At 59.7% G+C, this 15,373-nt stretch carries 17 protein-coding genes; 9 read left to right on the forward strand and 8 right to left on the reverse strand.

The window, feature by feature from the left end; all coding sequences use genetic code 11:
• From obgE to EE36_RS14805, 3 genes are all read left to right on the forward strand, one after another.
• Window positions 1-1,038, forward strand: a complete 1,038-nt coding sequence (obgE, locus tag EE36_RS14795) for a GTPase ObgE (protein WP_005853579.1) — start codon at window positions 1-3, stop codon at window positions 1,036-1,038.
• Window positions 1,026-2,135: a glutamate 5-kinase gene (proB, locus tag EE36_RS14800; RefSeq protein WP_005853581.1), complete on the forward strand. Its 1,110-nt coding sequence runs from the start codon at window positions 1,026-1,028 to the stop codon at window positions 2,133-2,135. The genes obgE and proB overlap by 13 nt, the downstream gene beginning before the upstream one ends.
• 79 nt (window positions 2,136-2,214) lie before the next feature.
• Window positions 2,215-3,492: a glutamate-5-semialdehyde dehydrogenase gene (locus EE36_RS14805; RefSeq protein ID WP_005853583.1), complete on the forward strand. Its 1,278-nt coding sequence runs from the start codon at window positions 2,215-2,217 to the stop codon at window positions 3,490-3,492.
• Here EE36_RS14805 and EE36_RS14810 read toward each other — a convergent pair.
• Window positions 3,489-4,091 (reverse strand): histidine phosphotransferase family protein, encoded by a 603-nt coding sequence (locus EE36_RS14810; RefSeq protein WP_005853585.1) that lies wholly within the window; start codon window positions 4,089-4,091, stop codon window positions 3,489-3,491. The genes EE36_RS14805 and EE36_RS14810 overlap by 4 nt on opposite strands.
• 82 nt (window positions 4,092-4,173) lie before the next feature.
• Here EE36_RS14810 and EE36_RS14815 point away from each other — a divergent pair, with 82 nt between their 5' ends.
• The 5 genes from EE36_RS14815 to tsf all read left to right on the forward strand — a co-directional run bounded on the left by EE36_RS14815 (window position 4,174) and on the right by tsf (window position 8,152).
• Window positions 4,174-4,377, forward strand: a complete 204-nt coding sequence (locus tag EE36_RS14815) for a DUF3553 domain-containing protein (RefSeq protein WP_005853586.1) — start codon at window positions 4,174-4,176, stop codon at window positions 4,375-4,377.
• A 99-nt stretch (window positions 4,378-4,476) separates the two neighbouring features.
• On the forward strand, window positions 4,477-5,241 hold the full coding sequence (locus EE36_RS14820) for a GNAT family N-acetyltransferase (protein ID WP_005853588.1): 765 nt from the start codon (window positions 4,477-4,479) through the stop codon (window positions 5,239-5,241).
• Window positions 5,238-6,092, forward strand: coding sequence for a 1-acyl-sn-glycerol-3-phosphate acyltransferase (locus EE36_RS14825; RefSeq protein ID WP_005853590.1), 855 nt, complete (start codon window positions 5,238-5,240; stop codon window positions 6,090-6,092). Before EE36_RS14820 ends, EE36_RS14825 begins: the two co-directional genes overlap by 4 nt.
• Before the next feature lie 188 nt (window positions 6,093-6,280).
• Entirely contained in the window at window positions 6,281-7,150 is an 870-nt protein-coding gene (gene rpsB, locus EE36_RS14830; protein WP_005853591.1) for a 30S ribosomal protein S2, read from the forward strand.
• A 126-nt stretch (window positions 7,151-7,276) separates the two neighbouring features.
• Window positions 7,277-8,152 carry a translation elongation factor Ts gene (tsf, locus tag EE36_RS14835; protein WP_005853593.1) on the forward strand — a complete coding sequence of 292 codons (876 nt, stop codon included), beginning with the start codon at window positions 7,277-7,279 and terminating at the stop codon, window positions 8,150-8,152.
• An 88-nt stretch (window positions 8,153-8,240) separates the two neighbouring features.
• Here the strand turns inward: tsf and aroQ are convergent, their stop codons facing one another.
• On the reverse strand, window positions 8,241-8,678 hold the full coding sequence (aroQ, locus tag EE36_RS14840; RefSeq protein ID WP_005853594.1) for a type II 3-dehydroquinate dehydratase: 438 nt from the start codon (window positions 8,676-8,678) through the stop codon (window positions 8,241-8,243).
• A gap of 60 nt (window positions 8,679-8,738) precedes the next feature.
• Window positions 8,739-9,137, reverse strand: coding sequence for a rhodanese-like domain-containing protein (locus EE36_RS14845; protein WP_005853596.1), 399 nt, complete (start codon window positions 9,135-9,137; stop codon window positions 8,739-8,741).
• A gap of 286 nt (window positions 9,138-9,423) precedes the next feature.
• Here EE36_RS14845 and EE36_RS14850 point away from each other — a divergent pair, with 286 nt between their 5' ends.
• A complete protein-coding gene (locus tag EE36_RS14850; protein WP_005853598.1) occupies window positions 9,424-10,263 on the forward strand; it encodes a fumarylacetoacetate hydrolase family protein in 840 nt (279 codons plus the stop codon).
• Window positions 10,264-10,268: 5 nt separating this feature from the next.
• Here EE36_RS14850 and phoB read toward each other — a convergent pair whose 3' ends face one another.
• From phoB to pstC, 5 genes are read right to left on the reverse strand one after another with little or no spacing between them, the layout of a single operon-like run.
• A complete protein-coding gene (phoB, locus tag EE36_RS14855; protein ID WP_005853599.1) occupies window positions 10,269-10,958 on the reverse strand; it encodes a phosphate regulon transcriptional regulator PhoB in 690 nt (229 codons plus the stop codon).
• Between the two features lie 4 nt (window positions 10,959-10,962).
• Window positions 10,963-11,670, reverse strand: coding sequence for a phosphate signaling complex protein PhoU (gene phoU, locus EE36_RS14860; RefSeq protein WP_005853601.1), 708 nt, complete (start codon window positions 11,668-11,670; stop codon window positions 10,963-10,965).
• 5 nt (window positions 11,671-11,675) lie between these two features.
• Window positions 11,676-12,473 carry a phosphate ABC transporter ATP-binding protein PstB gene (pstB, locus tag EE36_RS14865; protein WP_005853603.1) on the reverse strand — a complete coding sequence of 266 codons (798 nt, stop codon included), beginning with the start codon at window positions 12,471-12,473 and terminating at the stop codon, window positions 11,676-11,678.
• 17 nt (window positions 12,474-12,490) lie between these two features.
• Window positions 12,491-13,831: a phosphate ABC transporter permease PstA gene (gene pstA / locus EE36_RS14870; protein WP_005853605.1), complete on the reverse strand. Its 1,341-nt coding sequence runs from the start codon at window positions 13,829-13,831 to the stop codon at window positions 12,491-12,493.
• Window positions 13,828-15,327, reverse strand: a complete 1,500-nt coding sequence (pstC, locus tag EE36_RS14875) for a phosphate ABC transporter permease subunit PstC (RefSeq protein ID WP_050752203.1) — start codon at window positions 15,325-15,327, stop codon at window positions 13,828-13,830. The genes pstA and pstC overlap by 4 nt, the downstream gene beginning before the upstream one ends.
• Window positions 15,328-15,373: the final 46 nt, after the last annotated feature.

Below are 15,373 nucleotides of genomic sequence, written 5' to 3' on the forward strand. Positions count from 1 at the left end.
ATGAAGTTTCTTGACCTGTGCAAAGTCTATATCCGCTCTGGCGCAGGCGGGGGCGGTTGCGTGTCTTTCCGGCGCGAAAAATACATTGAATACGGTGGTCCCGATGGCGGGGACGGCGGGTCGGGCGGATCGGTCTGGGCCGAAGCCGTCGACGGGCTGAACACGCTGATCGACTTCCGCTACCAGCAGCACTTCTTTGCCAAGAACGGCCAGCCCGGCATGGGCAAGCAGCGCACCGGCAAGGATGGCGATGACATCATCCTGCGCGTCCCCGTGGGCACAGAGATCCTTGATGAGGATCAGGAAACCGTGCTGGCCGATATGACAGAGCTTGGCCAGCGCGTCGAACTGGCGCGGGGCGGCAACGGCGGCTGGGGGAACCTGCATTTTAAATCCGCGACGAACCAGGCACCGCGCCGTGCCAATCCCGGACAGGAAGGCGTGGACCGCACGCTGTGGCTGCGTCTCAAGCTGATCGCGGATGTGGGTCTGCTCGGCCTGCCGAACGCGGGCAAATCGACTTTCCTCGCCGCGACATCGAACGCGCGGCCGAAGATTGCCGATTACCCGTTTACCACACTGCACCCCAATCTGGGCGTTGTGGGGGTGGATAATACCGAATTCGTCGTCGCCGATATCCCCGGCCTGATCGAAGGCGCGTCCGAAGGGCGCGGTCTGGGCGATCTGTTTCTGGGCCATGTCGAACGCTGCGCGGTGCTGCTCCACCTGATTGATGGCACGTCAAACACCATTGCCGAAGATTACCAGACCATCATCAACGAACTCGAAGCCTATGGCGGCGAGCTGGCGGATAAACCGCGGATCACCGTGCTGAATAAAATTGATGCACTGGATGAAGATGATCGCGTAACCGCCCGCGAGGAATTGGAAAAAGCCTGCGGCGCAGAGGTCATGATGATGTCTGGCGTCGCCCGCGAAGGGGTCACCGAGGTGCTGCGGGCTTTGCGTGGCCAGATTGACGACGATCGGCTGCGTTTCCGGTCCGAAGATGAAGAAGAGGCACCTTGGCAACCCTAAGCGACGGCACCCGTATCGTTGTAAAAATCGGCTCGGCGCTGCTCGTCGATCGGGCCACCGGCCAGCTTCGCCGCGATTGGCTGCAAAGTCTCGCGCAGGATGTGGCGTGGCTCAAGGGGCAGGGCAAGGATGTGGTGCTGGTGTCTTCGGGCTCCATCGCATTGGGGCGTGGTGTGCTTGGGCTGCCGGCAACCACGCTTGCGCTGGAACAATCCCAAGCCGCGGCGGCGGTGGGGCAAATCCGTCTCGCCCGCGCCTATGAAGAGGCGCTGGAACCCTACGGGATCACCGCCGCGCAGGTGCTTGTCACCCTGGAAGACAGCGCGGATCGTCGGCGGTATCTCAACAGCCGCGCCACGATGGAGCAGCTGTTGTCCATGGGGGCGGTACCCATCGTCAACGAGAATGACACCGTCGCCACGGACGAGATTCGCTTTGGCGACAATGACCGGCTCGCGGCGCAGATCGCCGTGACCGTGGCAGCCGACCGGTTGATCCTGCTGTCGGATGTGGATGGTTTCTATTCCGCCAATCCCAATGACGACCCCGATGCCATCCGCTATGAGGTGATCGACACGATTACCCCAGAAATCGAGGCGCAGGCGGGCGATGCGGGCTCTGGCCTGTCCAAGGGCGGCATGAAGACAAAGCTGATGGCCGCGAAAACCGCGACTGCTGCGGGCTGCGCTATGGCCATCTCCGAAGGATCACCGTTGCGGCCTTTGCTGACCCTCGAAAACGGGGCCAACGCCACTTGGTTCACCGCGCAATCCGACCCCCAAACCGCGCGCAAACAATGGATTACGGCACTCAAACCGCGCGGCAGCGTCACATTGGATGCCGGTGCAGTGGCTGCCATGTCCAAGGGCAAGTCGCTTTTGCCCGCCGGTGTCACCGCTGTTTCCGGCCCTTTCGGGCGCGGCGACTCCGTCGCGCTGCTGGCCCCAGATGGGCGCCCCATCGGGCACGGGCTGACACGCTATACCTCGGCAGAGGCAGAGCTGATCAAAGGTCGTCAATCCTCGGAGATCGAGGCCATTCTGGGCGCGCCGGGACGTGCTGCTTTGATCCATCGGGACGATCTTGCGCTTTCCTGACGTCCAAATGGTTTAAAATCCTCGCCGAAGGCTTTAGGTAGAGGGCAACCCGAAATGACAAAAAAGCAGTAATTAGGTTATGACCTTGGATATGACACAGACAGACGACATTCCCGCGTTGATGGCGGATATTGGCGCGCGCGCCAAAGCCGCCGCCGCGACATTGGGCTTTGCCAGTGCCGACCAAAAGCAGACCGCGCTTGAAAAAGCCGCCGACGCGCTGATGGCCAGCAGCGCCGATATTCTGGACGCGAACGCCAAAGATCTGGAGTTTGGCCGCGACAAGGGGCTCTCTGACGCAATGATGGACCGGCTCTTGCTGGATGATGCGCGCATCAGTGCCATCGCCGACAGCCTGCGCAGCATCGCCGCACAGGATGATCCCGTGGGGCAGGTGCTGACCGAATGGGATCAGCCGACGGGCCTGAACATCCAGCGCGTGCGCACGCCTTTGGGTGTCATCGGCGTGATCTATGAATCGCGCCCGAATGTGACCGCGGATGCCGGTGCGCTTTGCCTCAAGGCGGGTAATGCCGTGATCCTGCGGGGCGGCTCCGAAAGCTTCCATTCCTCGCGCGCGATCCATGCGGCCTTGCAACAGGGGCTCGAGGCCGCTGATCTGCCCGCGGATTCAATCCAGCTGGTGCCCACGCGCGACCGCGCCGCGGTGAGCGAGATGCTGACCATGACCGACACGATTGATGTGATCGTCCCGCGCGGCGGCAAGGGGCTGGTCGGGCTGGTTCAGCGCGAAGCGCGGGTGCCGGTCTTTGCCCACCTCGAAGGCATCGTGCACATCTATATCGATGAAAACGCCGACCCCGAGAAGGTTTTGAAGGTTGTTCTGAACGCCAAGACCCGCCGCACCGGCATCTGCGGCTCGGCTGAATGTCTGCTGATCCATGAAAAAGTGGCGCGGACGATTGGCAAGGGCGTGATCAAGGCGCTGCTGGACGCTGGCGTCGAAGTGCGCGCCGATGGCGCGCTGACCGAGATCGAAGGCACCGTGCCGGCCACGGCGGATGATTGGGGTCATGAATACCTTGATATGATCATCGCGGCAAAAACCGTGGGCAGCATCGACGACGCGATCACCCATATCCGCACCTACGGCTCGAACCACACCGATTGCATCATCACCGAAGACGATGCGGCGGCGACCAAATTCATGACGCGGCTGGATTCTGCGATCCTGATGCACAATGCTTCCACCCAATTCGCCGATGGTGGAGAGTTTGGGATGGGTGCCGAAATCGGGATCGCCACCGGCAAAATGCACGCGCGCGGGCCCGTCGGTGCCGAGCAGCTGACCAGCTTCAAGTATCTGGTGCGCGGCGATGGGGCTGTGCGCAGCTAAGCCGTGATCCCGAGGGTGATGGTCGTTTCTGTCACGATGGATGTTAACTGTTGCCCGCTGTCTTTCACGATGGCGGGCAACAGTCCGAACTGCACCTGCGATGCTGTTAGACGCTCTGCCCGAGACTGCCCCGCCAGCACGCCCCAAAGCGCAGCGTTGATGCTTAGCCGGTCGGCCGTGCCGGTGATGTCCCATCCCGCATCGCGGTGGTCTATGTTGATCTGCCCACCGTAGGGCATCCCCGTTTCCAGACACAGCAGGCTCAGGAACACCATCCGCAGCGCGTTGCGCGGCGCGGCAACGCCGTCGGGCCAGGATACCTGCCATTTGGACTGCGCATAAAGATCACGCAGGATACCGCTGGTCTCTTGGGCAGGGACAGGCTGCGCGTCGCCCGAGCCGAAAGCCACGCGAAAGAACCGCAGCCGCGCACTGGCGTTGCGCACGCTTTCATCGATCAGCGCGACTTCGGGGCTCATATTCATGCCCGACATCAAAAGCAGCTCAAGCCCATTGTTGATCGCGCCCACCGGCGATATCAAGTCATGACAGATGCGGCTGCCGATCAAGGCGGCAAGATCAGTGTCGGTTTCTACCATGGGAGACCCCCCAATTAGCTGGCCCTAAATAGCTGGTCCTAAATAGCTGCCCCCCACACCGCGCCGCAGAAAGGACGCACGTTTGGAAGACCTGAATGCGATACTGACACCCGGAATGCTTGTACGCCACCCCGCACATCCCGATTGGGGCGTGGGGCAGGTGCAAAGCAATATCAGCGGCAAGGTCACGGTAAACTTCCGCAGCGAGGGCAAGATCGTGGTCGATAGTCATCGGGTGATGCTCACCCCCGTCTTTGATGAAGGCTCTTCGTTAGCAAATCGTTAATTTTTCGCCGAAAACCACCGCGACGTGGGGCAAGCATTGCGCAACGGGCGGCAACTGCCTATTTATCCGCGTGATTGCGACCGGAGACGAAACCAGCCCATGATCATTGCAAAAGCGGCAGAGTTCGAAGTCCGTCTGGCGCGCACCCAAGCGGATCTTCATGCGGCGCAGCGGCTGCGGTATGACGTTTTTGTCACCGAGCTGGGGGCGGGCGGGCCTTTGGTGGATCACGAAAACCGGCGAGAGGTCGATCAATACGACGATTTCGTGGACCATCTGCTGCTTATTGATCGCAAAACCCAGCAAACCGTTGGCGTGTACCGGCTGATCCGCCGCGATATGGCGGATCGGGCAGGCGGGTTCTATTCGGAAAACGAATATGATCTGACCGCGCTCAAATCCTCTGGCCGCGAGATACTCGAGCTGGGGCGGTCCTGTTTGCATCCGTCCTATCGCGGGGGCATCGCGATGCACCAGCTTTGGGCAGGGCTTGCCTCTTACGTGGCGGAACACGGGATAGAGATACTTTTTGGCGTCGCGAGCTTTCATGGCACCCAAGCCGAGACATTGGCGCAGCCCTTGTCGCTGCTGCATCACACCTACCTCGCGCCACCCGATCTGCGCGTCACCGCCTTGCCAAAGGCACGCCAGGAGATGAACCTGATCCCCGCCGACATCCTGAACCGGCGTCAGGCGATGGTGCAGATGCCCAGCCTGATCAAAGCCTATCTGCGGCTTGGCGGATGTGTGGGCGAGGGGGCCTTTATCGATCATGACTTCAACACCACGGATGTGCTTTTGATGCTCGACACCGCCCGGCTTAGCGAGCGGCAGGCCAAGATCTATAGCGGACAGCAAGGATGAGCGCGGCCTGGGACAGCGCCGACCACCCGACACTAGTATCCGTCGGGCCCCTTGGCTGGGTGCTGATGCTGCTGCGAGGGGTGGTGCTGGCGACGGTGGTTCTTGTGGGGCTGGTGATCCTGCTCGCGATCCGCTTGATAGAGCGTCCGCTATATGGGCAGGGCCGGCCCGTGACCCCGCATATCACCCAGATCGTCTGCAAAATCGCATTCTGGATCATGGGGTTACGCCGCGCGGTTGTCGGCACCCCGATGCGCCACAGGGGCGCTGTCGTCGCCAATCACACCAGTTGGCTTGATATCTTCAGCTTGAACGCGGCGCAGCGGATATACTTTGTGTCCAAATCCGAAGTCGCCAGCTGGCCCGGCATTGGCTGGCTCGCCAAGGCGACGGGCACGTTGTTCATCGAACGCAACCCGAAACACGCGCGCAAACAGACCGAGGTGTTCCAGCAGCGCTTGCTCGACAACCACCGGCTGTTGTTCTTCCCCGAAGGCACCAGCACCGATGGCCTGCAGGTCTTGCCGTTCAAGACCACGCTCTTCCAGTCCTTCTTCGCGCCCGAACTGCGCGACGTGATCTGGGTGCAGCCTGTGACCGTGCTCTATACCGCGCCCGATGGGACCGATCCGCGGTTTTATGGTTGGTGGGGCGACATGAGCTTTGGCGGCCATCTGCTGCGCACCTTGGCGTCCCTGCGGCAGGGGCAGGTGACGACGATCTATCACACGCCGCTGGCCGTCGCCGATTTCGAGAACCGCAAAGCCCTGGCCCAAGCCTGTGAAGCACAGGTGCGCGCGGCCCATCCCTCGGGCGGGATTGCAGCGCCAAACCCCGCTGAATTGCGCTGATATAAGGCCCCAATGGCTAAAACATGCGCCTTGGACCTTGCGAAGCGTGAAAATCCGGACTATACGCGCGTCACTTAAACCCGCAGTCGGGGTTGGGCCTTTGAGGGAGAAATCCTTGAACGTCCGCCGGTTGGTCCCATTCCGGGATCGAGACCCCCGACGAGGCAAAACCGGAAAGGTATAAAGACATGGCTCTTCCTGAGTTCTCCATGCGCCAACTGCTTGAAGCAGGCGTACACTTTGGTCACCAAACACAGCGCTGGAACCCCCGCATGGGTCCGTTCATCTACGGCGCGCGTAACGGCATCCACATCATGGACCTGACACAGACTGTTCCAATGCTGGACCAGGCGCTGCAAGTCATCCGTGACACCGTCGCCAAAGGCGGCAGCATTCTTTTCGTTGGCACCAAGCGTCAGGCGGCACAGCCGATCGCAGAAGCCGCAGAGAAATGCGCACAGTACTACATGAACCACCGTTGGTTGGGCGGCACGCTGACAAACTGGCAGACCGTTTCCAAATCCATCCAGCGCCTGAAGTCCATCGACGAACAGTCCGAGCGTGGCTTCTCCGGTCTGACCAAGAAAGAGCGTCTTGGCATGGAACGTGACCAAGCGAAGCTGGAAGCATCGCTGGGTGGTATCCGTGAAATGGGCGGTCGCCCTGACCTGATCTTCGTCATCGACGTGAAAAAAGAAGCACTGGCCGTGGCCGAAGCGAACAAACTGGGCATTCCGGTTATCGCTGTTGTCGACACCAACTGCTCCCCCGACGGGATCGACTACATCATCCCGGGCAACGATGACGCCGCCCGCGCGATCCACATGTATTGCGATCTGGCCGCACGTGCAGCACTTGACGGTATGTCCGCGCAGCTGGGTGCCGCAGGTGTTGATATCGGTGCGATGGAAGAAGCGCCCGAAGAAGAAGCCCTGATCGACGGTGGTGTCGAAGTTGGCAACGCTTCGGAAGAAACCGTTTCGAACGACGCAATGGCAAAAGACGCACCTCTGGATATCGAATCCAAGAAGGAAACGCTGGCCGACGCCAAGTCGTAAGCGACGCGAAAGAGACGGGCAGGGGGCATGTTTCCCTCTGCCTGTCACAAAACCATTACATGATTGAGACAGTGGTGCAGGACGCTCTGCCCCTCAATTTATCCCAATTCAAGGAGAACCAAAGCGATGGCAATTACAGCATCCATGGTCAAAGAACTGCGCGACACAACCGGTGCCGGCATGATGGACGCGAAAAAAGCGTTGACTGAAACAGATGGCGACATGGAAGCAGCCGTTGACTGGCTGCGCACCAAGGGCCTAGCGAAAGCAGCCAAGAAATCCGGCCGTACCGCAGCCGAGGGCCTTGTTGCCGTTAAAGTCGAAGGCGGCCACGGTGTTGCTGTCGAAGTGAACTCCGAAACCGACTTCGTTGGCAAAAACGCTGACTTCCAGAAAATGGTTTCCGGCATCGCAGATGTTGCAACCGGTGTGTCCGACGTTGACGCGCTGAACGCGGCTGACATGGGCGGCAAGCCCGTTTCCACCGTCATCACCGATGCCATTGCGAAAATCGGCGAGAACATGTCGGTGCGCCGCATGCAGTCCATCGATGGGGACCAGGTCGTGTCCTATGTGCACAACGCTGTAGCACCCGGCATGGGCAAAATCGGTGTTCTGGTCGCAATGACCGGCGGCAACGAAGAGCTAGGCAAACAGATCGCGATGCACATCGCCGCTGTGAACCCTGCGTCCTTGTCCGAAGCGGATCTGGACCCGGCTGTTGTTGAAAAAGAAAAGCAAGTTCAAATGGACATTGCACGCGAGTCCGGCAAGCCGGAAGCTGTGATCGAGAAAATGATCACCGGCCGCATGCAGAAATACATGTCCGAAGTGACACTGCTGAACCAAGCATTCGTTGTGAACCCTGACCTGACAGTCGGCAAAGCCGCGGAAGAAGCCGGCGCGACCATCACCGGTTTCGTCCGTCTTGAAGTTGGCGAAGGCATCGAAGTCGTCAAAGAAGACTTCGCAGCAGAAGTTGCAAAAGCCGCCAAAGGCTAAGCTGTCACACAGCAGACGAGAAAAAGGGCGAGGGCGCATCGGCACCTTCGCTCTTTTTTATTATAAATCAGCTACTAAGCGATGAAACCTAATCCTTTAGGTGAGCTTTCAGCGCATCTAGGGCGATCAGATAACCCTGCGCACCAAACCCGCAGATCTGACCCAGAGCCACAGGCGCGATGTAAGACCGGTGCCGGAATTCCTCGCGCGCGTGGATGTTGCTCAGGTGTACCTCGACAACCGGCAGCTCGACCGAAGCGATCGCATCCATCAGCGCAATCGACGTATGGGTATAGGCACCGGCATTCAGCACGATCCCGGCATGTTTGCCTTTGGCCGCGTGGATTAGATCGATCAGCGCGCCTTCGTGGTTGGACTGCTCAAACGCCACATCAAACCCGAGCGACTTCGCTTTTTCGCGGCACAGCGCCTCGACATCGGCCAAAGTCGTCTTGCCATAGACCTCGGGCTGGCGCGTGCCCAGCAGGTTCAGGTTCGGACCGTTCAGGATCAGAATGGATGTCATAGCGATGGCCTTGTTGTTACGATGTGGTGGCGCAGACGTAGCACAGGCGCCGCGGCGTCGTTAGTCTTTCTTTTCAGGGTATTCGACCGGACCACCGTGCTTTTCCCACGTCGAAAAACCTTCGCGCAGATGCGCCGCGTCAAAGCCCATGTCTTGCAGCGTCGCCGTGGTGATCGCCGATCGCCAGCCAGAGGCACAGTGAAAGACAAAGGTCTTGTCCTGACCGAAGATCTCTTTGAAGTACGGGCTGTCAGGGTCGACCCAGAATTCGATCATGCCGCGCGGTGCGTGAAAGCTGCCGGGGATATAGCCGCTGCGCTGGCGTTCACGGATATCGCGCAGGTCAACGACAACAACATCCGGATCCTTCAGCATGGCCATCAGATCAGGCGTTTCGATCTCGCGGATACGCGCACGGGCAGCGGCAACCATATCCGCCGAAGACATCTTGAGCGTCATATTCTTCCTTTCGTTCAGCAGCCGCCAAAGCGCCGATCGCTTACAGTTGCATCGGCTTGGCGCATGTGGATTATGGCACGCAGAACAACGGGGTAAAGCAAGAAGCCACGCGGATGGGAGAATGGATAAACTGGATGAAGAAGCGTCTTTTTACATGAATTTTCAAAGCTTTATGGCGCACTTTAACAGTAAAACATCACCCAAGGCATACCAATTATTTACATAATACTGATTATGGGAATCAGATTAAGCGCATGCGCACCCCTCACAAACACAGGATTAGCTAATGAAACTCTGCCGTATCGAAACCCCTGACGGGATAAAACCTGCGATGATTGACGCAGATGGTGCCGCTCGCGATCTGACGCAGCATCTGACGGATATCGAGCTTGCCACAATGGCACCCGCAGCGCTGGACCAGCTGCGCGATGTGGACGTTACGGCCTTGCCTGTCATCACGGGCCGGTTTGCGCCTGTGATCAATGACATACGTCGTATTCTGTGTATCGGGCTGAATTACTCCGACCACGCGGCAGAAGCTGGCATGGACGTGCCCGATCACCCGATCCTGTTTAGCAAACTCTGCGCGGCCACCGGTGCCAACGACCCGATCATCATCCCCAAGGAATCCGAGAAAACCGATTGGGAAGTTGAACTTGCGGTCGTGATCGGTACTAAGGCACAGCATGTGTCCGAGGCCGACGCGTTGTCCCATGTGGCGGGTTATGCGACTTTCAACGACGTGTCAGAGCGCGCTTTTCAGATCGAATTCGGCGGTCAGTGGGTCAAGGGCAAGTCCTGCGACAGCTTCGCGCCCATCGGCCCGTATCTGGTGACCGCAGACGAGGTGCCGGACCCGCAGAACCTTGATCTATGGCTTGATGTGAACGGCACCCGTCGCCAGACGGGCAATACCCGCACGATGGTCTTCTCGGTGGCCGAGATTATCTCTTTTCTCAGCCGTTTCATGACCTTGCTGCCCGGAGACGTGATCGCCACCGGCACACCGCCCGGCGTTGGCATGGGCTTTAGGCCGCCGGTGTACCTGCAACCGGGCGACGTCGTTGAACTGGGCATCGAAGGCTTGGGGGATCAACGCCAAGAAGTTATTAAATTCAACGGGTAAGCGCCCTACCCTAATGCATAACCTGCACCGCGCACCGTGCGGATCGGGTCATCGCCACCGTGAGATGTCAGCGCCTTGCGCAGCCGCGCGATGTGCACATCCACGGTGCGCGTGTCGACATAAATATCGCGGCCCCAGACGTGATCCAGCAGCTGATCGCGGCTAAACACACGGCCCGGACGCTCTAACAGGGTGACCAGCAGCCGGTATTCTGTCGGGCCCAGTTTCAGCTCGTTCGCGGCGCGGTTCACGCGGTGGCGTTCCGTGTCCAGCGTGATATCGGCATAGCTGAGCGCCGCGCCCGACGATGCCGGGCGCACACGGCGCAATTGGGTGCGCACACGGGCCATGAGCTCGCGCATGGAATAGGGTTTGACGACGTAATCATCTGCCCCCGTCTCTAGCCCGCGCACGGTGTCCACCTCTTCTGACCGTGCCGAGAGCATGATCACGGGGATATTGCGCGTATCCTCGCGGGTCTTGAGCTGCCGGCACACCTCGATCCCGCTCAGCAGCGGCATCATCCAATCCAGAATAATCAGGTCCGGCAGCGCCTCTGCCACCAGCAGGATCGCTTCTTCACCATTCTCGGCCCGCCTTACGTCAAACCCTTCGGATTCGAGGTTATAAGCCAGAATTTCGCGCTGTGCGGGTTCGTCTTCCACCAACAGGATCTGGGGCTGCGCCGCCGACATGGTTCTACCCCTTCAGCTTGGTGGAGGTGTTATCCGCCTTTGGGCGGTCCTCGTCCGGATGGGTGCCGGTCACCAGATAGACGACCTGTTCCGCGATCGATGTGACCAGATCGCCCATGCGTTCCACGTTTTTCGCGATGAAATGCAGGTGCATACACGATGTGATGTTGCGCGGGTCTTCCATCATGAAGGTGAGGAATTCACGGAACAGCGCGTTGTACATCTGATCGACGTCTTCATCGCGTGCGATCACGTCCATCGCCAGTTCTGCGTCGCGCTGCACATAGGAATCCAGCGCGTCCTTGAGCATGGATTCAACCGTTTTACACATGCGGCGGATGGCACCGGCGCTATCGGCAACTGCAGGAAGCTGCGCGAGCACTGTATTACGCTTGGCCATGTTTTTCGCATAGTCGCCAATACGTTCCAGGCTGGCGCTGATCTTGATCACGCTCAGGATCAGACGCAGATCCACGGCTGTGGGTGCGCGCAGGGCGATGATGCGAGCGGCGCGTTCGTTGATCAGCTCTTCGAGCGCGTCAATCGCCTTGTCCCCGCCGCGGACCTGATCGGCCAGCTCTTCGTCGCGGGTTTCAAGCGATTGTGCGGCAAGGCGAATGGCATCTTCGACCATGCCACCCATTTTCATGATCTGTGCCTGAACGCTTTCGAGGTCACGGTCAAAGGCAGAGACAATGTGTTGATCTTGCATGATACTTATCCAATCCGGCCAGTGATGTAGCTTTCCGTCCGAGGGTCTTCGGGCGACGTGAAAATCTTGTCGGTCTCGCCGAACTCCACCAGATTGCCAAGGTGGAAGAACGCTGTTTTCTGGCTCACCCGTGCGGCCTGCTGCATGGAGTGTGTGACGATCACTACCGAATAGTCCTGACGCAGCTCGTCGATCAGCTCTTCGACCTGCGCGGTGGCGATCGGGTCAAGCGCGGAACAGGGTTCGTCCATTAGCAGAACTTCGGGTTCGGTCGCAACGGCACGGGCGATGCACAGACGCTGCTGCTGCCCGCCAGAGAGGCCAGTGCCGGGCGCGTGCAGACGGTCCTTGACCTCGTTCCAGATGGCACCGCGTTTCAGGGCCCGTTCAACGATATCGTCAAGCTCGGACTTGTTGCGGGCCAGACCGTGGATGCGGGGGCCATAGGCGACATTGTCGTAGATCGATTTGGGGAACGGGTTGGGCTTCTGGAACACCATGCCGACCTTGGCGCGCAGCTGCACCGGATCGACCGCGCTGTCATAGATGTCTTCGCCGTCGATCAGGATATCGCCCTTGACGGTGCAGATATCAATCGTGTCGTTCATCCGGTTGATACACCGCAGGAAAGTCGATTTCCCGCAGCCCGATGGTCCGATAAAGGCGGTGACGGTTTTGTCTTGGATATCGACAGAGACATCCTTGATCGCGTGGGTGTCCCCGTAGAAAACCTGCACGTTGCGGGCGGCGATTTTTGTTTGGTTCGTTGTCACGTCCGTCTCCGAAATTACGTTGTCTTTCATAGCCTTGCCTTTCATTCTTACCAGCGCCGCTCGAACCGGCGCCGCAGCATTACGGCGATGGCATTCATGGTGATCAAAAAGACCAGCAAGATGATGATACCGCCCCAGGCGCGTTCATAGAACGCGGGATCGGCGCGTTTGGCCCATTCGTAGATCTGCGCCGGCATGGCGGAGTTCGGGTCCATCAGCCCCGATGCGATGCCATCGGGCGGGTTCGAGGCGATGAAGCCCACCATCCCGATCAGCAGCAGCGGGGCCGTTTCACCAAGCGCCTGCGCCAGACCGATGATTGTGCCAGTGAGGATACCCGGGGCAGCCAAGGGCAGCACGTGGTGGAACACCGATTGCATCTTCGACGCCCCTACCCCCAGTGCCGCGTCACGGATGCTGGGCGGGACAGATTTCAGCGAGGCGCGGGTCGAGATGATGATCGTCGGCAGCGTCATCAGCGTCAGCACCAGCCCGCCCACCAGCGGGGCCGAGTTTGGCAGGTGCATATAATTAATGAAAACCGCCAGACCCAGAATACCAAAGACAATCGACGGCACCGCCGCGAGGTTAGAGATATTCACCTCGATGATATCGGTCAGCAGGTTCTTGGGGGCGAATTCTTCAAGGTAGATCGACGCGGCGACCCCGATGGGCAGCGCCAGCGCCAGCACCACCAGCATCATAAAGAGCGAGCCAAGCATCGAGACGCCCATGCCCGCCGCCTCGGGTCGTGCGTCAGACGCATCGGCACCGGTGATGAAATCGATGTTAAAGCGTTTTTCCAGCGCCCCATCTGCGACAAGGGCGTCCACCAGATCAAGCTGCTCTGCGCTGATGCTCTTGTCGTTGGCGATGCTGTCGCGCGTGACGCGGCCTTTCATATAGCCATCAACGCGGCTGTTGGTCAGGAATTTGAATTCAACCGCGGTGCCAATGAGCTCGGGGTTATCCAGCACAAAGTCACGCAGCTGTGCCGCCGCATCCTTAGACAGGATGCCCGCCATATCCTTGGGCTTTAGGTCCGTGGTAATCCCGGTCTCGGCCACCTTGGCCTCAAGTGCGGCGGCCATCAGCGGCGCGTAGCCGAAGGTCGATACCTTCTTGATCTCGTCCAGATTCCGGTTGCCGTTCTTGTCCAGCTTTTCCTCAAGCAGTTGCACGTTCAGCGTCAGGAACGTCTGCTGAAAGGCCCCTACGCCGCGTCCGATAATCGTGGTCAGCAAGATCGCCAGCATCAGCAGGCCCACGGCGATGGCCGCGATACCGTAGGATTTGAAACGGGCCTCTGCGCGGTTGCGTTTGACGGTGCGCGCGTCGGGCTTCAGCAGCGAATGGCGCGGCGTTGCGGTATTGGGCATGTCGGTCATTCGTACTGCTCCCGGTATTTGCGCACGATATAAAGCGCCAGAACGTTCAGCCCCAGGGTCAGCACGAACAGCGTCAGACCAAGGGCAAAGGCGACCAGCGTTTCAGGGCTGGCAAAGTCGGTATCCCCGGTCAGCTGGCTGACGATACGGGTGGTGATGGTGGTCATCGCTTCCAGCGGGTTGCCCGAGATGCGGGCGATAGCCCCTGCCCCCAGAACAACGATCATCGTCTCGCCGATGGCCCGGCTCGCGGCGAGAAGCACAGCCCCCACAATCCCCGGCAAAGCGGCAGGCAGCACGACTTGGCGGATGGTTTCGGAATGGGTCGCGCCCAGGCCAAATGACCCGTCGCGCATCGATTGCGGCACAGCGTTGATGATATCGTCGCTCAGCGAAGAAACGAAGGGGATCAGCATGATGCCCATGACCAGCCCCGCCGTCAGGACCGATGTCGCCCCGCTCATCCAGTCGACGCCCAGCAGACCATTCTCGCCGCGGCCAAAGATGTTCACAAGGAACGGCCCCACTGTCAGCAAGGCAAACAGACCGTAAACAATGGTCGGGATACCGGCGAGGATCTCCAGCAAAGGCTTGGCGAAAGAGCGTACTTTGTTGTTGGCGTATTCCGACAGGTAGATGGCGGCAAAGAGGCCGATGGGCACGGCCACCAGCAGCGCGATGATCGAGATATAGAGCGTCCCCCAAAGCAGCGGCAGGATCGACAGATCACTGTCCCCGCGGAAGTTCGGGGCCCATGTGGTGCCCAAAAAGAAATCCTGCCACGGATGCAGGCGGAAGAAATTCAGCGTCTCGAACAGCATCGACAGGACGATCCCCACGGTGGTCAGGATCGCCAGCGACGCGGCGAGCACCAGCAACCCGAGCAAAAAGCGTTCCACCGTATTGCGCGCGCGAAAATCGGCCCGTGCGGTGCGCATCGCGATGAACAGACCGGCCAGCGCCAAAACAGAGATCACCGCGATCATCAGCCAGCGGCCGGTGTATTCCATTGATCGGTAGCGCTGCGCGGCGGCCAGCACCTCTGGCGTCACGTCAGACCCAAGCGCCACGCCCGTGCCCGCCAGCAGCGCGCGCACGTCGGTGCCGGTCACGTCCAGATCACGGGCGCTTTGCGCGTCCAGCGCGCCCGATTGCACGGCCGCGTCCAGCCCGTTGGCCACGCGGCGCACGTCGCTCATCACCAGATTGACCGAAGAGCCTTCGTTCACAGCGCTTTGCGGGATCATGTCGATAACCGCGTTCTGGATCAGCATCGGCTGGACCAGCATCCAGATCGCCAGCACAAACAGCGCCGGGATGGCGGTGAGCATGGCGGCATTATAGCCGTAGTAATTCGGAAGGGAGTGCAGCTTGCGCGCATCGCCCGAGACGGACGACATGGCCCGGCTGCGCACCAGACCATAGGCAAGGACTGTTAATATCAAAACAACGGCAACTAAGAGCGTGGTAGATCCCACATTTAAAATATCGCGCATGGTGGCCCCCGGTCGCAGCCTGTTTCAGGCTGTCATTGTTTGGAAA

Origin of the sequence: Sulfitobacter sp. EE-36 (genome assembly GCF_000152605.1) — a bacterium.
GTDB lineage: Bacteria > Pseudomonadota > Alphaproteobacteria > Rhodobacterales > Rhodobacteraceae > Sulfitobacter > Sulfitobacter pontiacus.